The organism is Pseudomonas sp. 05N434, from assembly GCF_056396965.1.
In genome coordinates this window covers 1-15836 of sequence record NZ_JBFTMK010000154.1, presented here as the reverse complement: position 1 = coordinate 15836, position 15836 = coordinate 1, and the positions used below count along the sequence as shown (strand labels likewise).

The 15836-nt window shown below is 61.2% G+C and carries 12 protein-coding genes and 3 pseudogenes; 12 read left to right on the top strand and 3 right to left on the bottom strand.

What is annotated here, in order from left to right; genetic code table 11:
• Window positions 1-353: 353 nt before the first annotated feature.
• The 6 genes and pseudogenes from AC1DLB_RS12465 to AC1DLB_RS12440 form a co-directional block, all read left to right on the top strand.
• Window positions 354-966 (top strand): annotated as a pseudogene (locus AC1DLB_RS12465) (nucleoside-diphosphate sugar epimerase/dehydratase); the annotation flags it as partial.
• Window positions 967-1164: 198 nt separating this feature from the next.
• Window positions 1165-1500, top strand: a complete 336-nt coding sequence (locus tag AC1DLB_RS12460) for a ComEA family DNA-binding protein (protein WP_064616688.1) — start codon at window positions 1165-1167, stop codon at window positions 1498-1500.
• Window positions 1501-1697: 197 nt separating this feature from the next.
• Window positions 1698-2492 (top strand): SDR family NAD(P)-dependent oxidoreductase, encoded by a 795-nt coding sequence (locus AC1DLB_RS12455; RefSeq protein WP_477743451.1) that lies wholly within the window; start codon window positions 1698-1700, stop codon window positions 2490-2492.
• Window positions 2493-2523: 31 nt separating this feature from the next.
• The gene (gene fabF / locus AC1DLB_RS12450) at window positions 2524-3798 is read left to right on the top strand and encodes a beta-ketoacyl-ACP synthase II (RefSeq protein ID WP_111454879.1); all 1275 of its coding nucleotides are present in this window, start codon (window positions 2524-2526) and stop codon (window positions 3796-3798) included.
• Window positions 3799-3876: 78 nt separating this feature from the next.
• Window positions 3877-4530, top strand: coding sequence for a GntR family transcriptional regulator (locus tag AC1DLB_RS12445; RefSeq protein WP_477743450.1), 654 nt, complete (start codon window positions 3877-3879; stop codon window positions 4528-4530).
• A gap of 16 nt (window positions 4531-4546) precedes the next feature.
• Entirely contained in the window at window positions 4547-5398 is an 852-nt protein-coding gene (locus AC1DLB_RS12440) for an urea carboxylase-associated family protein (protein WP_064616696.1), read from the top strand.
• A 45-nt stretch (window positions 5399-5443) separates the two neighbouring features.
• Here the strand turns inward: AC1DLB_RS12440 and AC1DLB_RS12435 are convergent, their stop codons facing one another.
• Together AC1DLB_RS12435 and AC1DLB_RS12430 are read right to left on the bottom strand one after the other, a co-directional pair.
• Window positions 5444-5611, bottom strand: a complete 168-nt coding sequence (locus AC1DLB_RS12435; protein ID WP_008006000.1) for a DUF2897 family protein — start codon at window positions 5609-5611, stop codon at window positions 5444-5446.
• Between the two features lie 128 nt (window positions 5612-5739).
• A pseudogene (locus AC1DLB_RS12430) lies at window positions 5740-6852 on the bottom strand (amino acid permease); the annotation flags it as partial.
• 306 nt (window positions 6853-7158) lie between these two features.
• Here AC1DLB_RS12430 and kdpF point away from each other — a divergent pair.
• From kdpF to AC1DLB_RS12400, 6 genes and pseudogenes are all read left to right on the top strand, one after another.
• Complete coding sequence (gene kdpF / locus AC1DLB_RS12425) at window positions 7159-7248, top strand: K(+)-transporting ATPase subunit F (protein ID WP_007899818.1); 90 nt, start codon at window positions 7159-7161, stop codon at window positions 7246-7248.
• 8 nt (window positions 7249-7256) lie between these two features.
• A complete protein-coding gene (gene kdpA, locus AC1DLB_RS12420; RefSeq protein WP_477785065.1) occupies window positions 7257-8951 on the top strand; it encodes a potassium-transporting ATPase subunit KdpA in 1695 nt (564 codons plus the stop codon).
• 8 nt (window positions 8952-8959) lie between these two features.
• Window positions 8960-10831, top strand: a pseudogene (kdpB, locus tag AC1DLB_RS12415) (potassium-transporting ATPase subunit KdpB); the annotation flags it as partial.
• A 240-nt stretch (window positions 10832-11071) separates the two neighbouring features.
• Window positions 11072-11617, top strand: a complete 546-nt coding sequence (gene kdpC / locus AC1DLB_RS12410) for a potassium-transporting ATPase subunit KdpC (protein WP_064616700.1) — start codon at window positions 11072-11074, stop codon at window positions 11615-11617.
• A 153-nt stretch (window positions 11618-11770) separates the two neighbouring features.
• Window positions 11771-14422 (top strand): sensor histidine kinase, encoded by a 2652-nt coding sequence (locus AC1DLB_RS12405; RefSeq protein ID WP_064616702.1) that lies wholly within the window; start codon window positions 11771-11773, stop codon window positions 14420-14422.
• Between the two features lie 48 nt (window positions 14423-14470).
• The gene (locus tag AC1DLB_RS12400) at window positions 14471-15169 is read left to right on the top strand and encodes a response regulator (RefSeq protein ID WP_064616704.1); all 699 of its coding nucleotides are present in this window, start codon (window positions 14471-14473) and stop codon (window positions 15167-15169) included.
• A gap of 49 nt (window positions 15170-15218) precedes the next feature.
• On the opposite strand, the gene AC1DLB_RS12395 is transcribed toward AC1DLB_RS12400, so the two are convergent.
• On the bottom strand, window positions 15219-15836 hold a 618-nt coding region (locus tag AC1DLB_RS12395; protein ID WP_477785064.1), incomplete at its 5' end, for a patatin-like phospholipase family protein.

Sequence of the window (15836 nt, the reverse complement as noted above, 5' to 3'; positions counted from 1 at the left end):
ACCTACCGTTTTATAGAGCTGAAATGGATGGCGACGGATAAATGCCATGCCGGTTTCTACTAATAGGTCCGAACGCAACAACGTTCCGTCGAGGTCAACCACGAGGGGGAGGGGCACGAGAACTGTCCTTGAATGCTGGACTAACAAATCAGTTTGTTAGGTCGATGGAAGCCGCAGGAGGCGATATAGTTGCTCCTGTGATGGCTAGCCAACCATCCACACTAAGTTTTGCGGGGCACGTTACCATAGAGAGGGCTTGTCGTCATGGATCCAGTGCCAATGAAACGCACCCGGATAGACCTTATGGCATAACCATAGACGGTGAGTATTTTTCATTGCGGAGTCCTTTATTCCGCTCAATAGTCTTTAACTACTGGTGCTAAGCCTCGTCATCATCGGCGGTCTGCGCCTGTGCATGCGTCAATATTTCATGGGAGACTGGTTCGCCGCCGCGCAGCATGTACCGTTCGCCAACCGGATGATCGCCTCACCAAAGTCGCCATCTACGGTGCAGGCGTAGCCGGCAATCAGCTGGTTGCAGCACTTCGCATGGGCCGAGTCTTGCGTCCCGTGGCTTTTATCGATGATGATCCGAGCATCGCGGATCGTTCGATTGCCTGGTTGCAAGTCTACAAACCCGCTGGCGGATCGATCGGCGTAGAGCGTTGTCGGCAGATCTTCTCGCTTGGCCCAACGACGCTTCTGTTGTTCGAACATAGCGAATTCAATCTATACAGCATCCTCTCGGAACTGGAGCAGCGCGCTTGTCGTAAGTCGGTTTCGGTCAAATTGTTGCCGATTCTCGGTTCCATCCGCCACCGGGACAAACTTCTGGATGTGATGAAAACCTGGGGCGTGGACGCCGTCTACCACGCTGCCGCTTATAAACACGTCCCGATGGTCGAGCGCGACAACGTGGCAGCGACCCAACATCCGATGATCATGACGATTACGCTCGCGTCCGCCAGATCCTGCGCGAAACCGTCAGCGGCTACGCCCCTGATGGCGATATCGTTGACTGAAGCTACCAGCAGCGCCGCCTCGATCCCTGATTATTTCACATCCTGTAACTGACACATTTTTGACAGGCTCCAGACATCGCCTAAGTTTGGGAGGCAGCTTCGGAAAAGCTGCTTTCTCAATCGATGTCATGGAGCTTCATTTATGCGTACTGGCTATTTCTACTCCCTGGTTTTTGCCCTGCTCACCAGCGCCTCTATTGCTGCAATAGCCGCGCCTGCGGTGAAGCCTGAGACAGGCAATGCACCTTTGGTGCAGGAAGTTTCCCCTAAAGCGCAAACAGGAAAAGTCGATCTTAATGGCGCTGATGCACCCACCCTGCAGCGTGAGCTGTCCGGTATCGGGGAAGCCAAGGCCAAGGCGATTGTTGCTTATCGTGACAGTAATGGTCCATTTTCGTCCGTTGACGAATTGCTGGAAGTGAAAGGCATCGGTAAAGCGATCCTGGATAAGAATCGCGAGAAGCTGGAAGTGAACTAAGCTTCAAGATCAACGCTGAGAGGCCGGTCATTGACCGGCTTTTTTGCATTGTGGCGTAAAGCGAGGTGGCGTGCCTTTCATCGGAGTCAGAAAAATTACGACTATCATATCGTCTTAAGATTATGCCTATAATAATTCTCCTATTTGCCGATGCGCCCAGGCGCTCATCTCTCTATCGCATCCTCAGGAGCTCGCTCATGAACACTCTCCAGACCCAAGGTACAGCCCTCGTCACCGGAGCATCCTCCGGTATCGGTGCAATTTACGCTGAGCGTTTGGCAGCTCGTGGTTTTGATTTGTTGCTGGTTGCTCGTGACGAGCAGCGGCTGGAAGCTGCGGCGAGCACGTTGCGCGCCGAGCATGGCATTAAGGTGGAGGTGCTCAAGGCAGATCTCACACAACGGGATGATGTGCTGAAGGTGGAGCAACGGCTTCGCAGTGATTCGAGTATCAGCCTGTTGCTCAACAACGCGGGCGTAGCTGCCGATGGTTTGTTGGCAAACGCAGACATGGAGCAACTGGGACGGCTGATCCAGCTGAACGTTACAACAGTCACACGTCTGGCATCGGCTGCAGCTGCCAGTTTTGCCAAGGCTGGGCGCGGCTCGATCATCAATATTGCCTCGGTGGTGGCGTTGTTTCCTGAGCGGTTCAATGCGACGTACAGCGCGAGCAAGGCTTATGTATTGAGCCTGACTCAGTCGTTGAACGCTGAGCTGCAAGGCACCGGGGTCCAAGTGCAAGCGGTATTGCCGGGAGTGACACGCACCGAGATTTTGGAGCGCTCAGGTATTGATGCGTCCCAGATTCCGGAGGACATGATCATGGACGCGGGAGAGATGGTCGACGCGGCGCTGTCGGGTCTGGATCAGGGTGAACTGATCACCATTCCTTCGTTACCGAATGTCTCCGAGTGGGAAGCTTTTATGGCGGCGCGTCATGCGATGGCGCCGAATCTGTCCAGAAGCATGGCAGCGGCGCGTTACAAGTGAGGCGCCATGAATCGACTGAGGTATTTGCGCTATGAGTAATCGTCGGGTGGTAGTCACGGGCATGGGCCTGGTGTGTCCGTTGGGGAGCGGCGTCGAAGCGGTTTGGGCGCGTATGTTGGCTGGACGCTCCGGGGTGCGGGCGTTGCCGGACGAGGTGGTTGCCGATCTGCCGGCCAAGGTCGGTGGCGTGGTGCCGACTCTGGAGGAAGATGCCGAGGCGGGTTTTGACCCGGATCGGGCGACGCCGCCCAAAGAGCAGAAGAAGATGGACCGCTTCATTGTGTTCGCCATGGAAGCGGCGCGTCAGGCCGTGGAGCAGGCCGGTTGGCAAGCGCTCGACGCCAATGCCCAGGAGCGCACGGCCACTATTATCGGCTCGGGCGTGGGTGGTTTCGGCGCGATTGCCGATGCGGTGCGCACCACCGACAGCCGTGGTCCGCGACGGTTATCGCCGTTCACCATTCCTTCGTTTCTGGTCAATCTCGCCGCGGGCCATGTGTCGATCCAGCACGGTTTCAAGGGGCCTTTGGGGGCTCCGGTAACAGCGTGCGCGGCCGGGGTCCAGGCGATTGGCGACGCGGCGCGGCTGATTCGTTGCGGTGAGGCGGACATTGCGGTGTGTGGCGGCGCGGAAGCAGCGATCGATCGGGTCAGTCTCGCCGGATTTGCGGCGGCTCGGGCCCTGTCCAGCGGCTACAACGATACCCCGGAGCGCGCCTCGCGGCCGTTCGACAGTGGGCGCGATGGCTTCGTGATGGGCGAGGGTTCGGGCCTGCTGGTGATCGAATCCCTGGAACATGCCTTGGCACGCGGCGCTCAACCATTGGCCGAGCTGGTTGGTTACGGCACCAGCGCCGATGCCTATCATCTGACTGCGGGGCCGGAGGATGGCAGCGGTGCGCGTCGGGCGATGTCGCTGGCGCTGGCTCAGGCGGGCATTTCGCCGGCACAGGTGCAGCATCTCAACGCGCACGCCACCTCGACACCGGTTGGCGATTTGGGAGAGCTGGCGGCCATCAAGTCGTTGTTCGGCTCGGACAACAAGATCGCGGTGACGTCGACCAAGTCCGCCACCGGGCATCTGCTCGGCGCCGCAGGCGGAGTCGAGGCGATCTTTACCCTGTTGGCACTGCGAGATCAGGTGGTGCCGCCCACGCTCAACTTCGATAACCCGGATCCGGCCACCGAAGGCGTGGACATCGTCCACGGTCAGGCGCGACCAATGAACATCGACTACGCGATGTCCAACGGTTTCGGATTCGGCGGTGTGAACGCCAGCGTATTGTTCAAATACTGGGAGGATTAGTTCACGACAGGCAGGTGATGGCACGAATAGTGATTACTCATTCGCAGACGATTGTTGAACAATCACGAGGCGTTGAGTATGAGCAGCGGACTGTCCCTGGCCGACCACATCACATTGGAATTGCGCGCTGACATCATCGGCGGTCGTTTGCTGCCCGGCATGGCGCTGGTGGAAAACGATCTGGTGTCGGCCTACAACGCCTCGCGCAACACCATTCGCGAGGCGTTGCACCGTCTGGGGCAGGAAGGGCTGACCCGCTATGTCCGCAACAAGGGCGTGATGGTGCGCAGGCTGGGTGTCGATGATGTGCGCGATTTGTTCAAGGTTCGGCGCACCCTGGAACTGCAAGCCATCAGCGCCAGCCAACCATTGCGTGAGTATCAGTCCGACCGGATGCTCGAAGCCCTGGAGGCCACAGAACTGGCCCGGGAGCGTGAGGACTGGCGCGCCGTCGGCACCCACAGCCTGGCCTTTCATCAACACATCGTCGGATTGCTGCGCAGTCCGTTGTTCGATGAGTTCTTCACCAACGTTGTCGCGCAACTGCGCCTGGTGTTTTGCACCGCTCCCGATGAATCATGTTTTCAGGCGCCCTGGCTGGCGCGTGACCGGCAGATACATGAGTTGCTGGCCGACGGCGACAAACGCGCGGCTGCGGACGCCATGAGCCGTTATCTCGACGATTCCGAACACCTCCTGTTGCAGATGCTTGCCCCTTCTTCCCATCACTGATCGAGGATTTTGTGCCATGTACAAAGACTATCCGGCGGCCTATCAAGTCAGCAAAGGCTCGGCCTTGCAGGTGGACACAGCCTTCTATGAACGGATCCGCGACCAGAAAGAGGGGCGCACGCTGATCGAGCAGTTCGAAGTGCCGATCCGTACCGGTCGCGCCTGGAATGTGCCGGCCGGGCATGTGTTCAGGGTCACGACCCCGGTCGGCCCGCAAGTCGGGGATTTCAACGTCTGGAATGCCCACGATCCGCGCGAGCGCTTGTGGGCGGCGCGGACCCGGCAGTTGCAGGGCGCCCATGTCAGCACCCATGACCGGCTCTGGTCGAACCTGCCATTTTTACGGCCGCTGGTGACCATTACCGACGACAGCCTGGCCGGTTATGGCATCGACGAACACGGCGGGCGTTTGCACGATTTGCTGGGAACGCGCTGCGATCCTTACGTGAACAAAATGCTTACCGGCGAAGACTTCCATCATCACTGCCACTCCAACCTGACTCGCGCCGTATTGCCCCATGGCCTGACCGAGTTCGATGTGCATGACGTGTTGAACATTTTCCAGTGCACCGGCCTGAACCACGACGACCTGTATTTCATGAAAGCCTGCCCGGCGCAGAAGGGCGACTATCTGGAGTTCTTTGCCGAGATTGATCTTTTGTGTGCGCTATCGACCTGCCCGGGTGGCGATCTGTCGCTGGCCATGTGGGGGCCGGATGCGCAGGATCCGTTGAGCGTCTGTCGCCCGCTGGGAGTAGAAATTTACCGGTTGGAGGATTCGTTGCTTGAAGGCTGGAGCCAGCCGGAGCGTGCGGCTTACAAGGGATTGCATGGCTTGCACATTGCCAAGGCGGCTTGGGAAAAGTGAAGGGTTTTTGTGGCGAGGGGGCTTGCCCCCTCACCACAATTTCGGTCAGCGGTCCTGCGCATCCTTGGCATCCGCTTCCGCGTTGCGTTCGGCGACGCGCTTACGTTGCTCTTCAGTCAATTCGACCTTGTTGGCGGTGTCACGCAGCATCATCAAACCGCCAACGATCGAGCCGATGGCAACGATCAGAATCAACCAGGCATACCAGGGCATAGGAGTTCTCCTTAAGGGCAGGCCGGTGGACAAGGGTTTTGCCAACCGATCCTGCATACCACTTTTGAGCGATGGAATTTCGCAGTGGTTCCATTCTATGCCTGATCCGACAGCAGCACTGCGGCTGTTTAGAGCCCGGTCAACATCGCATCCGCCGGCGCATCGGCACGCAGTTGCGCGGTCAGCATGAAGTACACGAAACCCACTGCCATGAAGCCGAGGAAGATCAACCCGATCAAGGTGTTGAACCAGGCCATCGCCACCAGGCAAACCACCGCCAACACCAGCGCAATGAATGGCAGCAACGGGTAGCAAGGCGCGCGGAAAGTGCGTTCCAGGTTCGGTTCGGTTTTGCGCAGTTTGAACAGGCTGAGCATGCTCATGATGTACATCACGATCGCACCGAATACCGCCATGGTGATCATTGCCGCCGTCAGCGTCATGCCGCCGAGGTTGATCAAGCCGTCACTGTAGATCGCGGCGATGCCGATCACGCCACCGGCGATGATTGCCCGGTGCGGGGTCTGGAAACGCGACAGTTTGGCCAGCGATGCCGGCAAGTAACCGGCCCGGGCGAGGGCGAAGAACTGCCGCGAGTAGCCGAGGATGATCCCGTGGAAACTCGCCACCAGGCCGAACAGGCCGATCCACACCAGCATGTGCAACCAGCTGGAGCTTTCGCCAACCACGGCTTTCATCGCTTGCGGCAGCGGATCGTTGATGTTCGACAGGGTGCGCCAGTCGCCGACACCCCCGGCAAAGAACATCACGCCCATCGCCAGCAGCACCAGGGTCAGGATGCCGCTGATGTAGGCCTTTGGAATCGTGCGTTTCGGATCCTTGGCTTCTTCGGCGGCCATGGCCGCGCCTTCGATGGCCAGGAAGAACCAGATGGCGAACGGGATCGCCGCGAACATCCCGGCAATCGCCGGCGCACCGAACACATCAGAGCCGGCCCAGCCGTTGAGGGCGAAGTTGCTGAAACTGAACGCCGGGGCGACCACGCCCATGAACACGATGTACGCCCCGACCGCTGCGTGTTTCGGGTCCAGGGCGGGAAACTGCACGTTCAGATAGGCGCCGATCGCCAAGGCAATCGTCGGTGGCGCGAAGACGAATTCGATCAGCGTCGCCAACCCGGCAATCAACCCACCTTTCTCGCCAAAGGCACGGCGGCTGTAGGCAAAGGGACCGCCGGCATGGGGAATCGCGGTGGTCAGCTCGGTGAAACTGAAGATGAATGCTATTCACCTAAGAGTCTTGAGTCAGTGAGTAACCCGTGGCGAGGGAGCTTGCTCCCGCTTGAATGCGTAGCGCTCACAAAAATCGGCGATTGTTATCAGGTTTTTGGGGCCGCTGCGCAGCCCAACGCGAGCAAGCTCGCTCGCCACAAAGGTAGGCATGACTGAAGAATCGCGCTTAAGTGAACAGCGTTACTCTTTACACATTCTTTATGCCCCGCCGCACCCCTCGATCTCGCGCCTTTACAGCCTCCCTGCCGACAATCACTCCACACGCGGCAATACGCCGTAACACGGAGAACTTCCATGAGCGTTCTGGACGGAGTGTCACTGCTATTGGCAGTGGGGCTGTTCATTTATCTGTTGGTTGCGCTGTTGCGCGCGGACCGGAACTAGGAGCGGCTATGCACAGTTATGACTATTGGCTGATCCTCGCCTTCTTCGCCGTGGTGCTGATTCCGGCACCGTTTCTGGGGCGCTTCTACTACAAGGTGATGGAAGGGCAGCGTACCTGGCTTTCGCCGATTCTCGGCCCGGTGGAGCGTGGCTGCTATCGGGTGGCCGGTGTCGATCCGCAGGCCGAACAGAGTTGGCAGAAATACACCCTGGCCTTGCTCGCCTTCAACCTCGCGGGCTTTTTACTGTTGTTCGCGATCCTGATGTTCCAGGATCACTTGCCACTGAACCCGCAAAACCTGCCTGGCCAGGAGTGGACGCTGGCGTTCAATACCGCTGTCAGCTTCATGACCAATACCAACTGGCAGTCCTACAGTGGCGAAGCATCCCTGAGCTACTTGAGCCAGATGGTTGGTCTCACCGTGCAGAACTTCGTCAGCGCCGCCACCGGCCTGGCGGTTCTGGTTGCACTGTGTCGCGGCATCGGTCGCAAGTCGACCAAGACCTTGGGCAACTTCTGGGTCGACATGACCCGCGCCACCCTCTACGGCCTGCTGCCTCTGTGCTTGCTGCTGGCGCTGTATCTGGTGTGGCAGGGCGTGCCGCAAACCTTCGCGCAGTATGTGAATGCCGTGACGATGCAAGGCGTCGATCAGGTGATCCCGCTCGGCCCGGCCGCCAGCCAGATTGCGATCAAGCAACTGGGCACCAACGGCGGTGGCTTCTTCGGCGTCAACTCGGCRCAYCCGTTCGAGAAYCCGACGGCSTGGAGCAACCTGTTCGAAGTCRCSTCGATCATYCTGATCCCGGTGGCGCTGGTGTTCACCTTCGGCCATTACGTCAAAGACCTGCGTCAGAGCCGCGCGATCATCGCCTGCATGCTGGCGCTGTTTTTGATCGGCGGCGCGACTTCGCTGTGGGCTGAATACCAACCCAATCCGACCCTGGCCAACGTCGCCGTCGAACAGACCGCGCCGCTGGAAGGCAAGGAAGCGCGTTTCGGCACCACCGCCACCGTGCTGTGGTCGGTGACCACTACCGCAGCGTCCAACGGTTCGGTCAACGGCATGCACGACAGCCTCAACCCGCTGAGTGGCATGGTCGCGATGGTCAACATGATGGTCGGCGAAGTGATATTCGGCGGCGTCGGTGCCGGGCTCTACGGCATGTTGCTCAACGTATTGATCGCGGTGTTCCTCGCCGGCCTGATGATCGGCCGTACGCCGGAATACCTCGGCAAGAAACTGCAAGCCCGGGAAGTTCAGCTGCTGGTGGTGACCTTGCTGGTGATGCCGGTCGGCGTGCTGGTGCTCGGCGCGATTGCCGCCAGCCTGCCAGGCCCGGTGGCGGCGGTGAGCAACCCCGGCGCTCACGGCTTCAGCCAGTTGCTCTACGCCTACACCTCGGCCAGTGCCAACAACGGTTCTGCCTTCGGCGGCTTTGGTGCCAACACCGCGTTCCACAACCTGATGCTGGGGCTGGGCATGTTGATCGGGCGCTTCGGTTACATCCTTCCGGTGCTGGCCCTGGCCGGCAGCCTGGCGATGAAGAAAACCGCGCCGATTGGCCAGAACAGCTTCCCCACCCATGGCCCGCTGTTCGTGACCTTGCTGACCGTGACCATTTTGCTGGTGGGTGGTTTGACCTTCTTGCCGACACTGGCGCTGGGTCCTATCGCTGAACACTTGAGCATGGGCTTCTGAGGATCTAAATTCCCGACAGCGCCGTGCCGACCTTCGTCGCCGCGCAAATCGCGTTGTGGTTGTGGTTCACCGTACTGTTCGCCAACTTCGCCGAAGCGTTGGCCGAAGGTCGCGGCAAGGCCCGCGCCGACAGTCTCAAGGCCGGCAGTGTTGGCTTGAGCGCCCGGCGCAAAAGTGCCAATGGCAGCTTTCAGGTAGTGCCCGCCAGTAGCCTGCGCAAGGGCGACGTGGTGCGCGTCGAAGCGGGGGAGATGATTCCCGGCGACGGCGAGGTGATCGAAGGCATCGCGGCGGTCAACGAAGCGGCGATTACCGGTGAATCGGCGCCCGTGATTCGCGAGTCCGGCGGCGACCGTTCGGCCGTCACCGGCAACACTCGACTGGTGTCGGACTGGCTGCTGGTGCGCATCACCGCCAACCCCGGCGAGTCGACCCTCGACCGCATGATCGCGCTGGTCGAGGGCGCCAAACGCCAGAAAACCCCGAACGAAGTCGCGCTGGATATCCTGCTGATCGGCCTGACCCTGATCTTCCTGCTGGTGGTGGTGACCCTGCAACCGTTCGCCCACTTCGCCAACGGCAACCTGCCGCTGGTGTTCCTGGTGGCGCTGTTGGTCACGCTGATTCCGACCACCATTGGTGGCTTGCTGTCGGCCATCGGTATCGCCGGGATGGACCGTCTGGTGCGCCTGAACGTGATCGCCAAATCCGGTCGCGCCGTGGAAGCGGCGGGGGACGTGCACGTCCTGCTGCTSGACAAGACCGGCACCATCACCTTCGGCAACCGTCGCTGCAGCGCGGTTTATGCCGCACTAGGCGTCAGCGCCAAGGAACTGGCCGAAGGCGCGTTGTTCGCCTCTCTGGCCGATGACACCGCTGAAGGCAAATCCATCGTCGAGTACCTGCGCGGTCTTCACTCGCACCCCGAACCGTCCCCCRAAGTACTGACCGCCGTGCCGTTCAGCGCTGAAACCCGCCTGTCCGGTGTCGACTATCAGGGCCGGGTCTATCGCAAGGGCGCGGTGGATTCGCTGCTGAATTTCGTCGGCCTGAAACGCGCTGATCTGGCTCCCGCTCTGTCCCGGGAAATCGACAAGATCGCCCAGAGCGGTGGTACGCCTCTGCTGGTGTGCGCCGACGGCAAATTGCTCGGTGTGATTCATCTGAAGGACGTGGTCAAACCCGGCATCCGCGAACGTTTCGCCGAACTGCGCAAGCTGGGGATTCGCACGGTCATGGTTACCGGCGACAACCCGCTGACCGCCGCCGCGATTGCTGCCGAAGCGGGCGTGGATGACGTACTGGCCGAAGCCACGCCGGAGAAGAAACTGGCGCGCATTCGCCATGAGCAGAACGACGGTCGGCTGGTTGCCATGTGCGGCGACGGCGCCAACGACGCCCCGGCCCTGGCTCAGGCGGACGTGGGCATGGCGATGAACGACGGCACGCAAGCTGCGCGGGAAGCGGCGAACATGGTCGACCTCGACAGCGACCCGACCAAGCTGTTGGACGTGGTGCAGATCGGCAAGGAATTGCTGGTGACCCGTGGTGCGCTGACTACCTTTTCCATCGCCAACGACGTGGCCAAATACTTCGCGATCCTGCCGGCGCTGTTCGCCTCGATCTACCCGCAATTGGGTGTGCTCAACGTCATGCACCTGCGCAGTCCGCAGAGCGCGATTCTGTCGGCGATCGTGTTCAACGCCCTGATCATTGTGGTGCTGATTCCACTGGCGCTGCGCGGTGTGCGAGTGCAGGCGGCGAGTGCGGCGGCGTTGTTGCGACGCAATCTGCTGATCTATGGACTGGGCGGGATTCTGGTGCCGTTCGTGGGCATCAAGGCGATCGACATGCTGTTGACGGCGTTGCATCTGGTTTAGCGGTTGTTGTTTGAGGCAGGGGCTTTTGTGGCGAGGGAGCTTTTGTGGTGAGGGGGCTTGCCCCCGTTGGACTGCGTAGCAGTCCTGAAACCAGCCAACTCGTTGGGCCAGACAGCTCGCGGTTGCCGTATTGGGGCTGCTGCGCAACCCAACGGGGGCAAGCCCCCTCACCACAAGAAGAACTATTGCCTGAGCAGTAGCATCCAGACCTGAGTTTTTTATCGAATCGAGGATTTTGAAATGTCCACACTGATACGTCCGGCCCTGAGCCTGCTGGTGCTGATGACCCTGATCACCGGCGTCGCTTACCCCTTGGTGGTGACCGGCGTTGCCCAGGTTGCCTTCCCGGACCAGGCCAATGGCAGCCTGGTGCGCGACGCCGACGGCAAGGTCCGTGGCTCGTCGCTGATTGCCCAGGATTTTGTCGGCGACGCCTGGTTCCACCCACGGCCATCGGCCGGTGCCTTTGCCACTGTGTCGAGCAGCGCCAGCAACCTTTCGCCGAGTAATCCGGCGCTGGCCACTCGGGTGATCGAGGAGGCCAATAAGCTGCAGGTGGCCGGGCAGGGACCGGTGCCGTTGGCCATGCTGACCACCTCCGGCAGCGGCCTCGATCCGCACTTGCCACCAGAGTCGATTACCTATCAACTGGCGCGTGTCGCGGCAGCGCGCAATCTGCCGGTGTCTACGCTTGAACAACTGCTGGATGCGCACATCGAGCGGCCGTTGGTGGGGCCGCCGGTGGTGAATGTGTTTGAGTTGAATGCGGCGCTGGAAAAGTTGTAAAGGTTGGAAGGTTGGAAGGATCGTTCCCTCGCTCTGCGTGGGAATGCATCTATGGACGCTCTGCGTCCGCTTCGACTGGGACGCGGAGCGTCCCTGGCTGCATTCCCACGCAGAGCATGGGAACGATCAACAAAGTGAACAAGGCAATGACAGATGAGTGACTCCGGCCGCGCCGACGCGCTGTTAGCAGACCTGCCCCGCGATGGCCGCGGCCGGCTCAAGGTGTTCCTGGGCGCCGCTCCGGGGGTCGGCAAGACCTACGCCATGCTCCAGGCCGCCCACACTCAACTGCGCCAAGGCGTGAAAGTCCTGGCCGGGGTGGTTGAAACCCATGGCCGCGCCGAAACCGAAGCACTCCTCGCCGGTTTACCGCAGCAGCCGTTGGTGCGCTCGGAATACCGTGGCGTAATGCTCGAAGAAATGGACCTCGATGGCTTGCTCGCCGCCAAACCGAAACTGGTGCTGGTCGACGAACTGGCCCACACCAATGCCCCCGGCAGCCGTCACACCAAACGCTGGCAAGACATCCAGGAATTGCTGGCTGCCGGCATTGACGTGTTCACCACGGTCAACGTCCAGCATCTGGAAAGCCTCAACGACCAGGTGCGCGGCATCACCGGCGTACAGGTGCGTGAAACCCTGCCGGACTGGGTGTTGCAAGAAGCCTACGAACTGCTGCTGATCGACCTGCCGCCGCGCGAGTTGCTGGAGCGTCTGCGCGACGGCAAAGTCTACGTGCCGGAGCAGGCGCGGGCGGCCATCGATGCGTTCTTCACCCAGACCAACCTCACCGCCCTGCGCGAACTGGCGATGCAAACCGCCGCCGCTCAGGTCGATAACGATTTGGCGCAGGGGTATCGCCAGTTGGGGCAAGCGGCGCCAGCGGTGCGTGGTCGCTTGCTGGTGGGCGTCGATGGCGATGCGCAGGCCGAGCGTCTGGTGCGTCACGCCAGTCGCGTCGCCCAGCGGCGGCATCTGCCGTGGAGCCTGGTGCATGTGGACAACGGCCGGGTGCGTGACGAACAGTCGCGCCTGCGCCTGCAAAGTGCCCAGCAACTGGCCGAACGCCTCGGTGGCGAAGTGGTGTTGCTGCGCGCCGGTGAGGTGGCGAAAACCCTGATCCAGCACGCCGCCGAACGTCGTGCCAGCCTGGTGCTGGTGGGCCAGTCACGCCAGCGTTTGCGTCGACGGTTGTTCGGCGGCGGTCTGGCGTCGCGCTTGCTGCGCGATGCTCGCGGGCTGGAAATCAACGTGCTCGACAGCGATCACGAACAGCATCAGCCACGTCAGCGTTCGGTGCAGTCGCTGGTGTGGTTCGATTACGCCTTGGCGCTGGTGGCGACGGTGCTCGCCAGTGCCCTGGCCTGGGCGGTGTCGAGCGTCTTGCCGCTGCCCAACATTTCGTTGGTGTTCCTTGCGGCGGTGTTGCTGGTGGCGGTGCGCAGCAGTCTTGGCCCGGCGCTGGCCTGTGCGGCGCTGTCGTTTCTGACTTATGACTTTCTGTTCATTCCACCGAAATTTTCATTTGCCATCCAGCGCGAAGAAGACGTGCTGACCTTGCTGTTCTTCCTGCTGATGGCGGCCCTGACCGGTAACCTTGCCGCGCGGCAACGGCGGCAACTGGAAGCCTTGCGCGACACTCAGGAAGAGACCAGCGAACTGCTCGACCTGTCGCGCAAACTCACCGCCGCCACCGACCGTCAGGCCGTGGTCAGCGCTGCGGCCCAGCATCTCAACGGCTGGAGCGACCTGAAACTGTGCCTGCTCAATCGTGATGGCCAGAGCGGCTGGAAAGTCGAAACCGGTGGGCCGCTGGAGTTTTCCGAGGCCGAGCGCGCCGCCGCCGATTGGGCCTGGCAACACGATCAACCGGCAGGCGCGGGCACCGGCACCTTACCGTTCGGACGTTGGTGGTGGTGGCCATTGTCGGTGGACGACGGGCCGCTGGCATTGCTCGGCGTGTGTGCCAAAGAAGGCCAGACCCTGAGTGGCCAGCGTCGGCGCTTGCTGACCGCGCTGAGCCAACCGTTGGCCCAGGCGTTGGCCCGGGCGCAACTGGCCGATGACCTTGAGGCCGCGCGCTTGCATGGCGAAACCGAACAGTTGCGCAGCGCGCTGCTGGCGTCGGTGTCCCACGATTTGCGCACGCCGTTGACCTCCATGCGCGGCAGCATCGACAGCCTGTTGGCACTGGGCGAGGCGATTCCGCTTGCGGACCGTCGCGAACTGCTCGAAGGCACCCGCGATGAAGCCGAACGGCTGGATCGCTACATCCAAAACCTGCTGGACATGACTCGCCTCGGTCACGGCGCCCTGAAGCTGGCGCGGGACTGGGTATCGCCGGCAGACATCGTCGGCAGTGCACTCAATCGTCTGCGCGCGGTGCTGGCGTCGTTGCACGTCGTGACCGAAGTGCCGGCCGAACTGCCGCTGCTCTATGTGCATGCCGCGTTGATCGAGCAAGCACTGGTCAATGTGCTGGAAAACGCCGCGCGTTTCTCACCGCCCCACGGACGTCTTGAATTGCGCGCCGGCGCCACTGACAGCGAGCTGTTTTTTTCGGTGAGCGATGAGGGGCCGGGGATTCCGGAAGAGGAACGGGCGAAGGTTTTCGACATGTTCTACACCGCTGCTCGTGGCGATCGCGGCGGGCAGGGTACGGGGTTGGGGCTGGCGATCTGTCAGGGTATGGTCGGTGCCCATGGCGGGCGGATCAGCGTCGCCGACGGCATCGAAGGGCGCGGCACCTGCATCACGCTGCACTTGCCGTTGCAGACTCAGCCGGGATTGGACAGTGAAGCCTGATCCCGCCTGCGCTACTCTCTTGCCACCTCTTTGTGTTGATGTGAATTCATGAGCCAGACCGCGACCATTTTGGTCATTGACGACGAACCGCAGATCCGTAAATTCCTGCGCATCAGCCTCGCCTCCCAAGGCTACAAAGTGCTGGAGGCCGGCACCGGCACGGAAGGCCTGGCCCAGGCCGCATTGAACAAACCCGACCTGCTGGTGCTCGACCTCGGCCTGCCGGACATGGACGGCCAGCAGGTATTGCGCGAGTTTCGCGAGTGGTCGACGGTGCCGGTACTGGTGCTCTCGGTGCGCGCGAGTGAAGGACAGAAAGTCCAGGCGCTGGATGGCGGCGCCAACGACTACGTGACCAAGCCGTTCGGCATCCAGGAGTTTCTCGCCAGGGTGCGCGCCTTGCTGCGTCAGGCGCCAACGGGTGAGGCCCAGGAAGCGGCGCTCAATTTCGGTCCGCTCACTGTCGACCTGGCTTATCGCCGGGTGCTATTGGACGGCGCCGAAGTGGCGCTGACGCGCAAGGAGTATGCGGTGCTGGCGCAACTGGCGCGGCATCCGGGGCGGGTGATCACCCAGCAGCAATTGCTCAAGGACATCTGGGGCCCGACCCACACCGAGGACAGCCACTATCTGCGGATCGTAGTCGGGCATTTGCGGCAGAAACTGGCGGATGATCCGACTCAGCCGCGGTTCATCGTCACCGAGGCGGGGGTGGGGTATCGGTTGTTGAGTGAAGTCAGCCTTTAGTTCTGTTGATCGCTCCCATGCTCTGCGTGGGAACGATCGTCAGTACGCTTTACCGCCAATCTTCATTGCGCTCACTCTCATACCGATCCAGCGTATCCCGGGCAATCTCCCGCCCCAGCGCGATCAACTCCGGCGCCTTGTAGAACTCGAAAAAACGGCACACCCGCTTGGGCACGTTGATCAGGATATCCGGTGGATACCCGGCAATCTTGTACTGCGCCAATGAGGTCTGCATTACCTCGAAACTCTGGTTGATCAGGTCCAGCAAAGATGCCGGCCCGACGTTGTCGATGATGAACGACCCGGTGGCGGATTTCGGTGCGCCGTCGCTTTCCGGGGCCGCCGCCGGTTGCTGGGCTTCGGGCTGGGCGGATTCGATCCACGGGTTGATCTCGGCCGCTTCTGCCATCAGCGCTTCCTTTTCGAGAAGCAGCAATTGCTCCGCCTGTTTGCGGCGGAAAGGCAATTTCGAGCCCAGCGAGCTGATCAGGCTGTCGAAGCGAGTCTTGAATGCCGCCGGGCGCTGGATCACCGGCAGTTGATAGTGACGCTGGTTGGTGGAGTTGAGGTTGACCGCGATGATCAGGTCGCAATGGCTCGACACCACCGGCACGATCGGCAACGGGTTGAGGATGCCGCCGTCCACCAGCATTCGATTGCCCTGCAT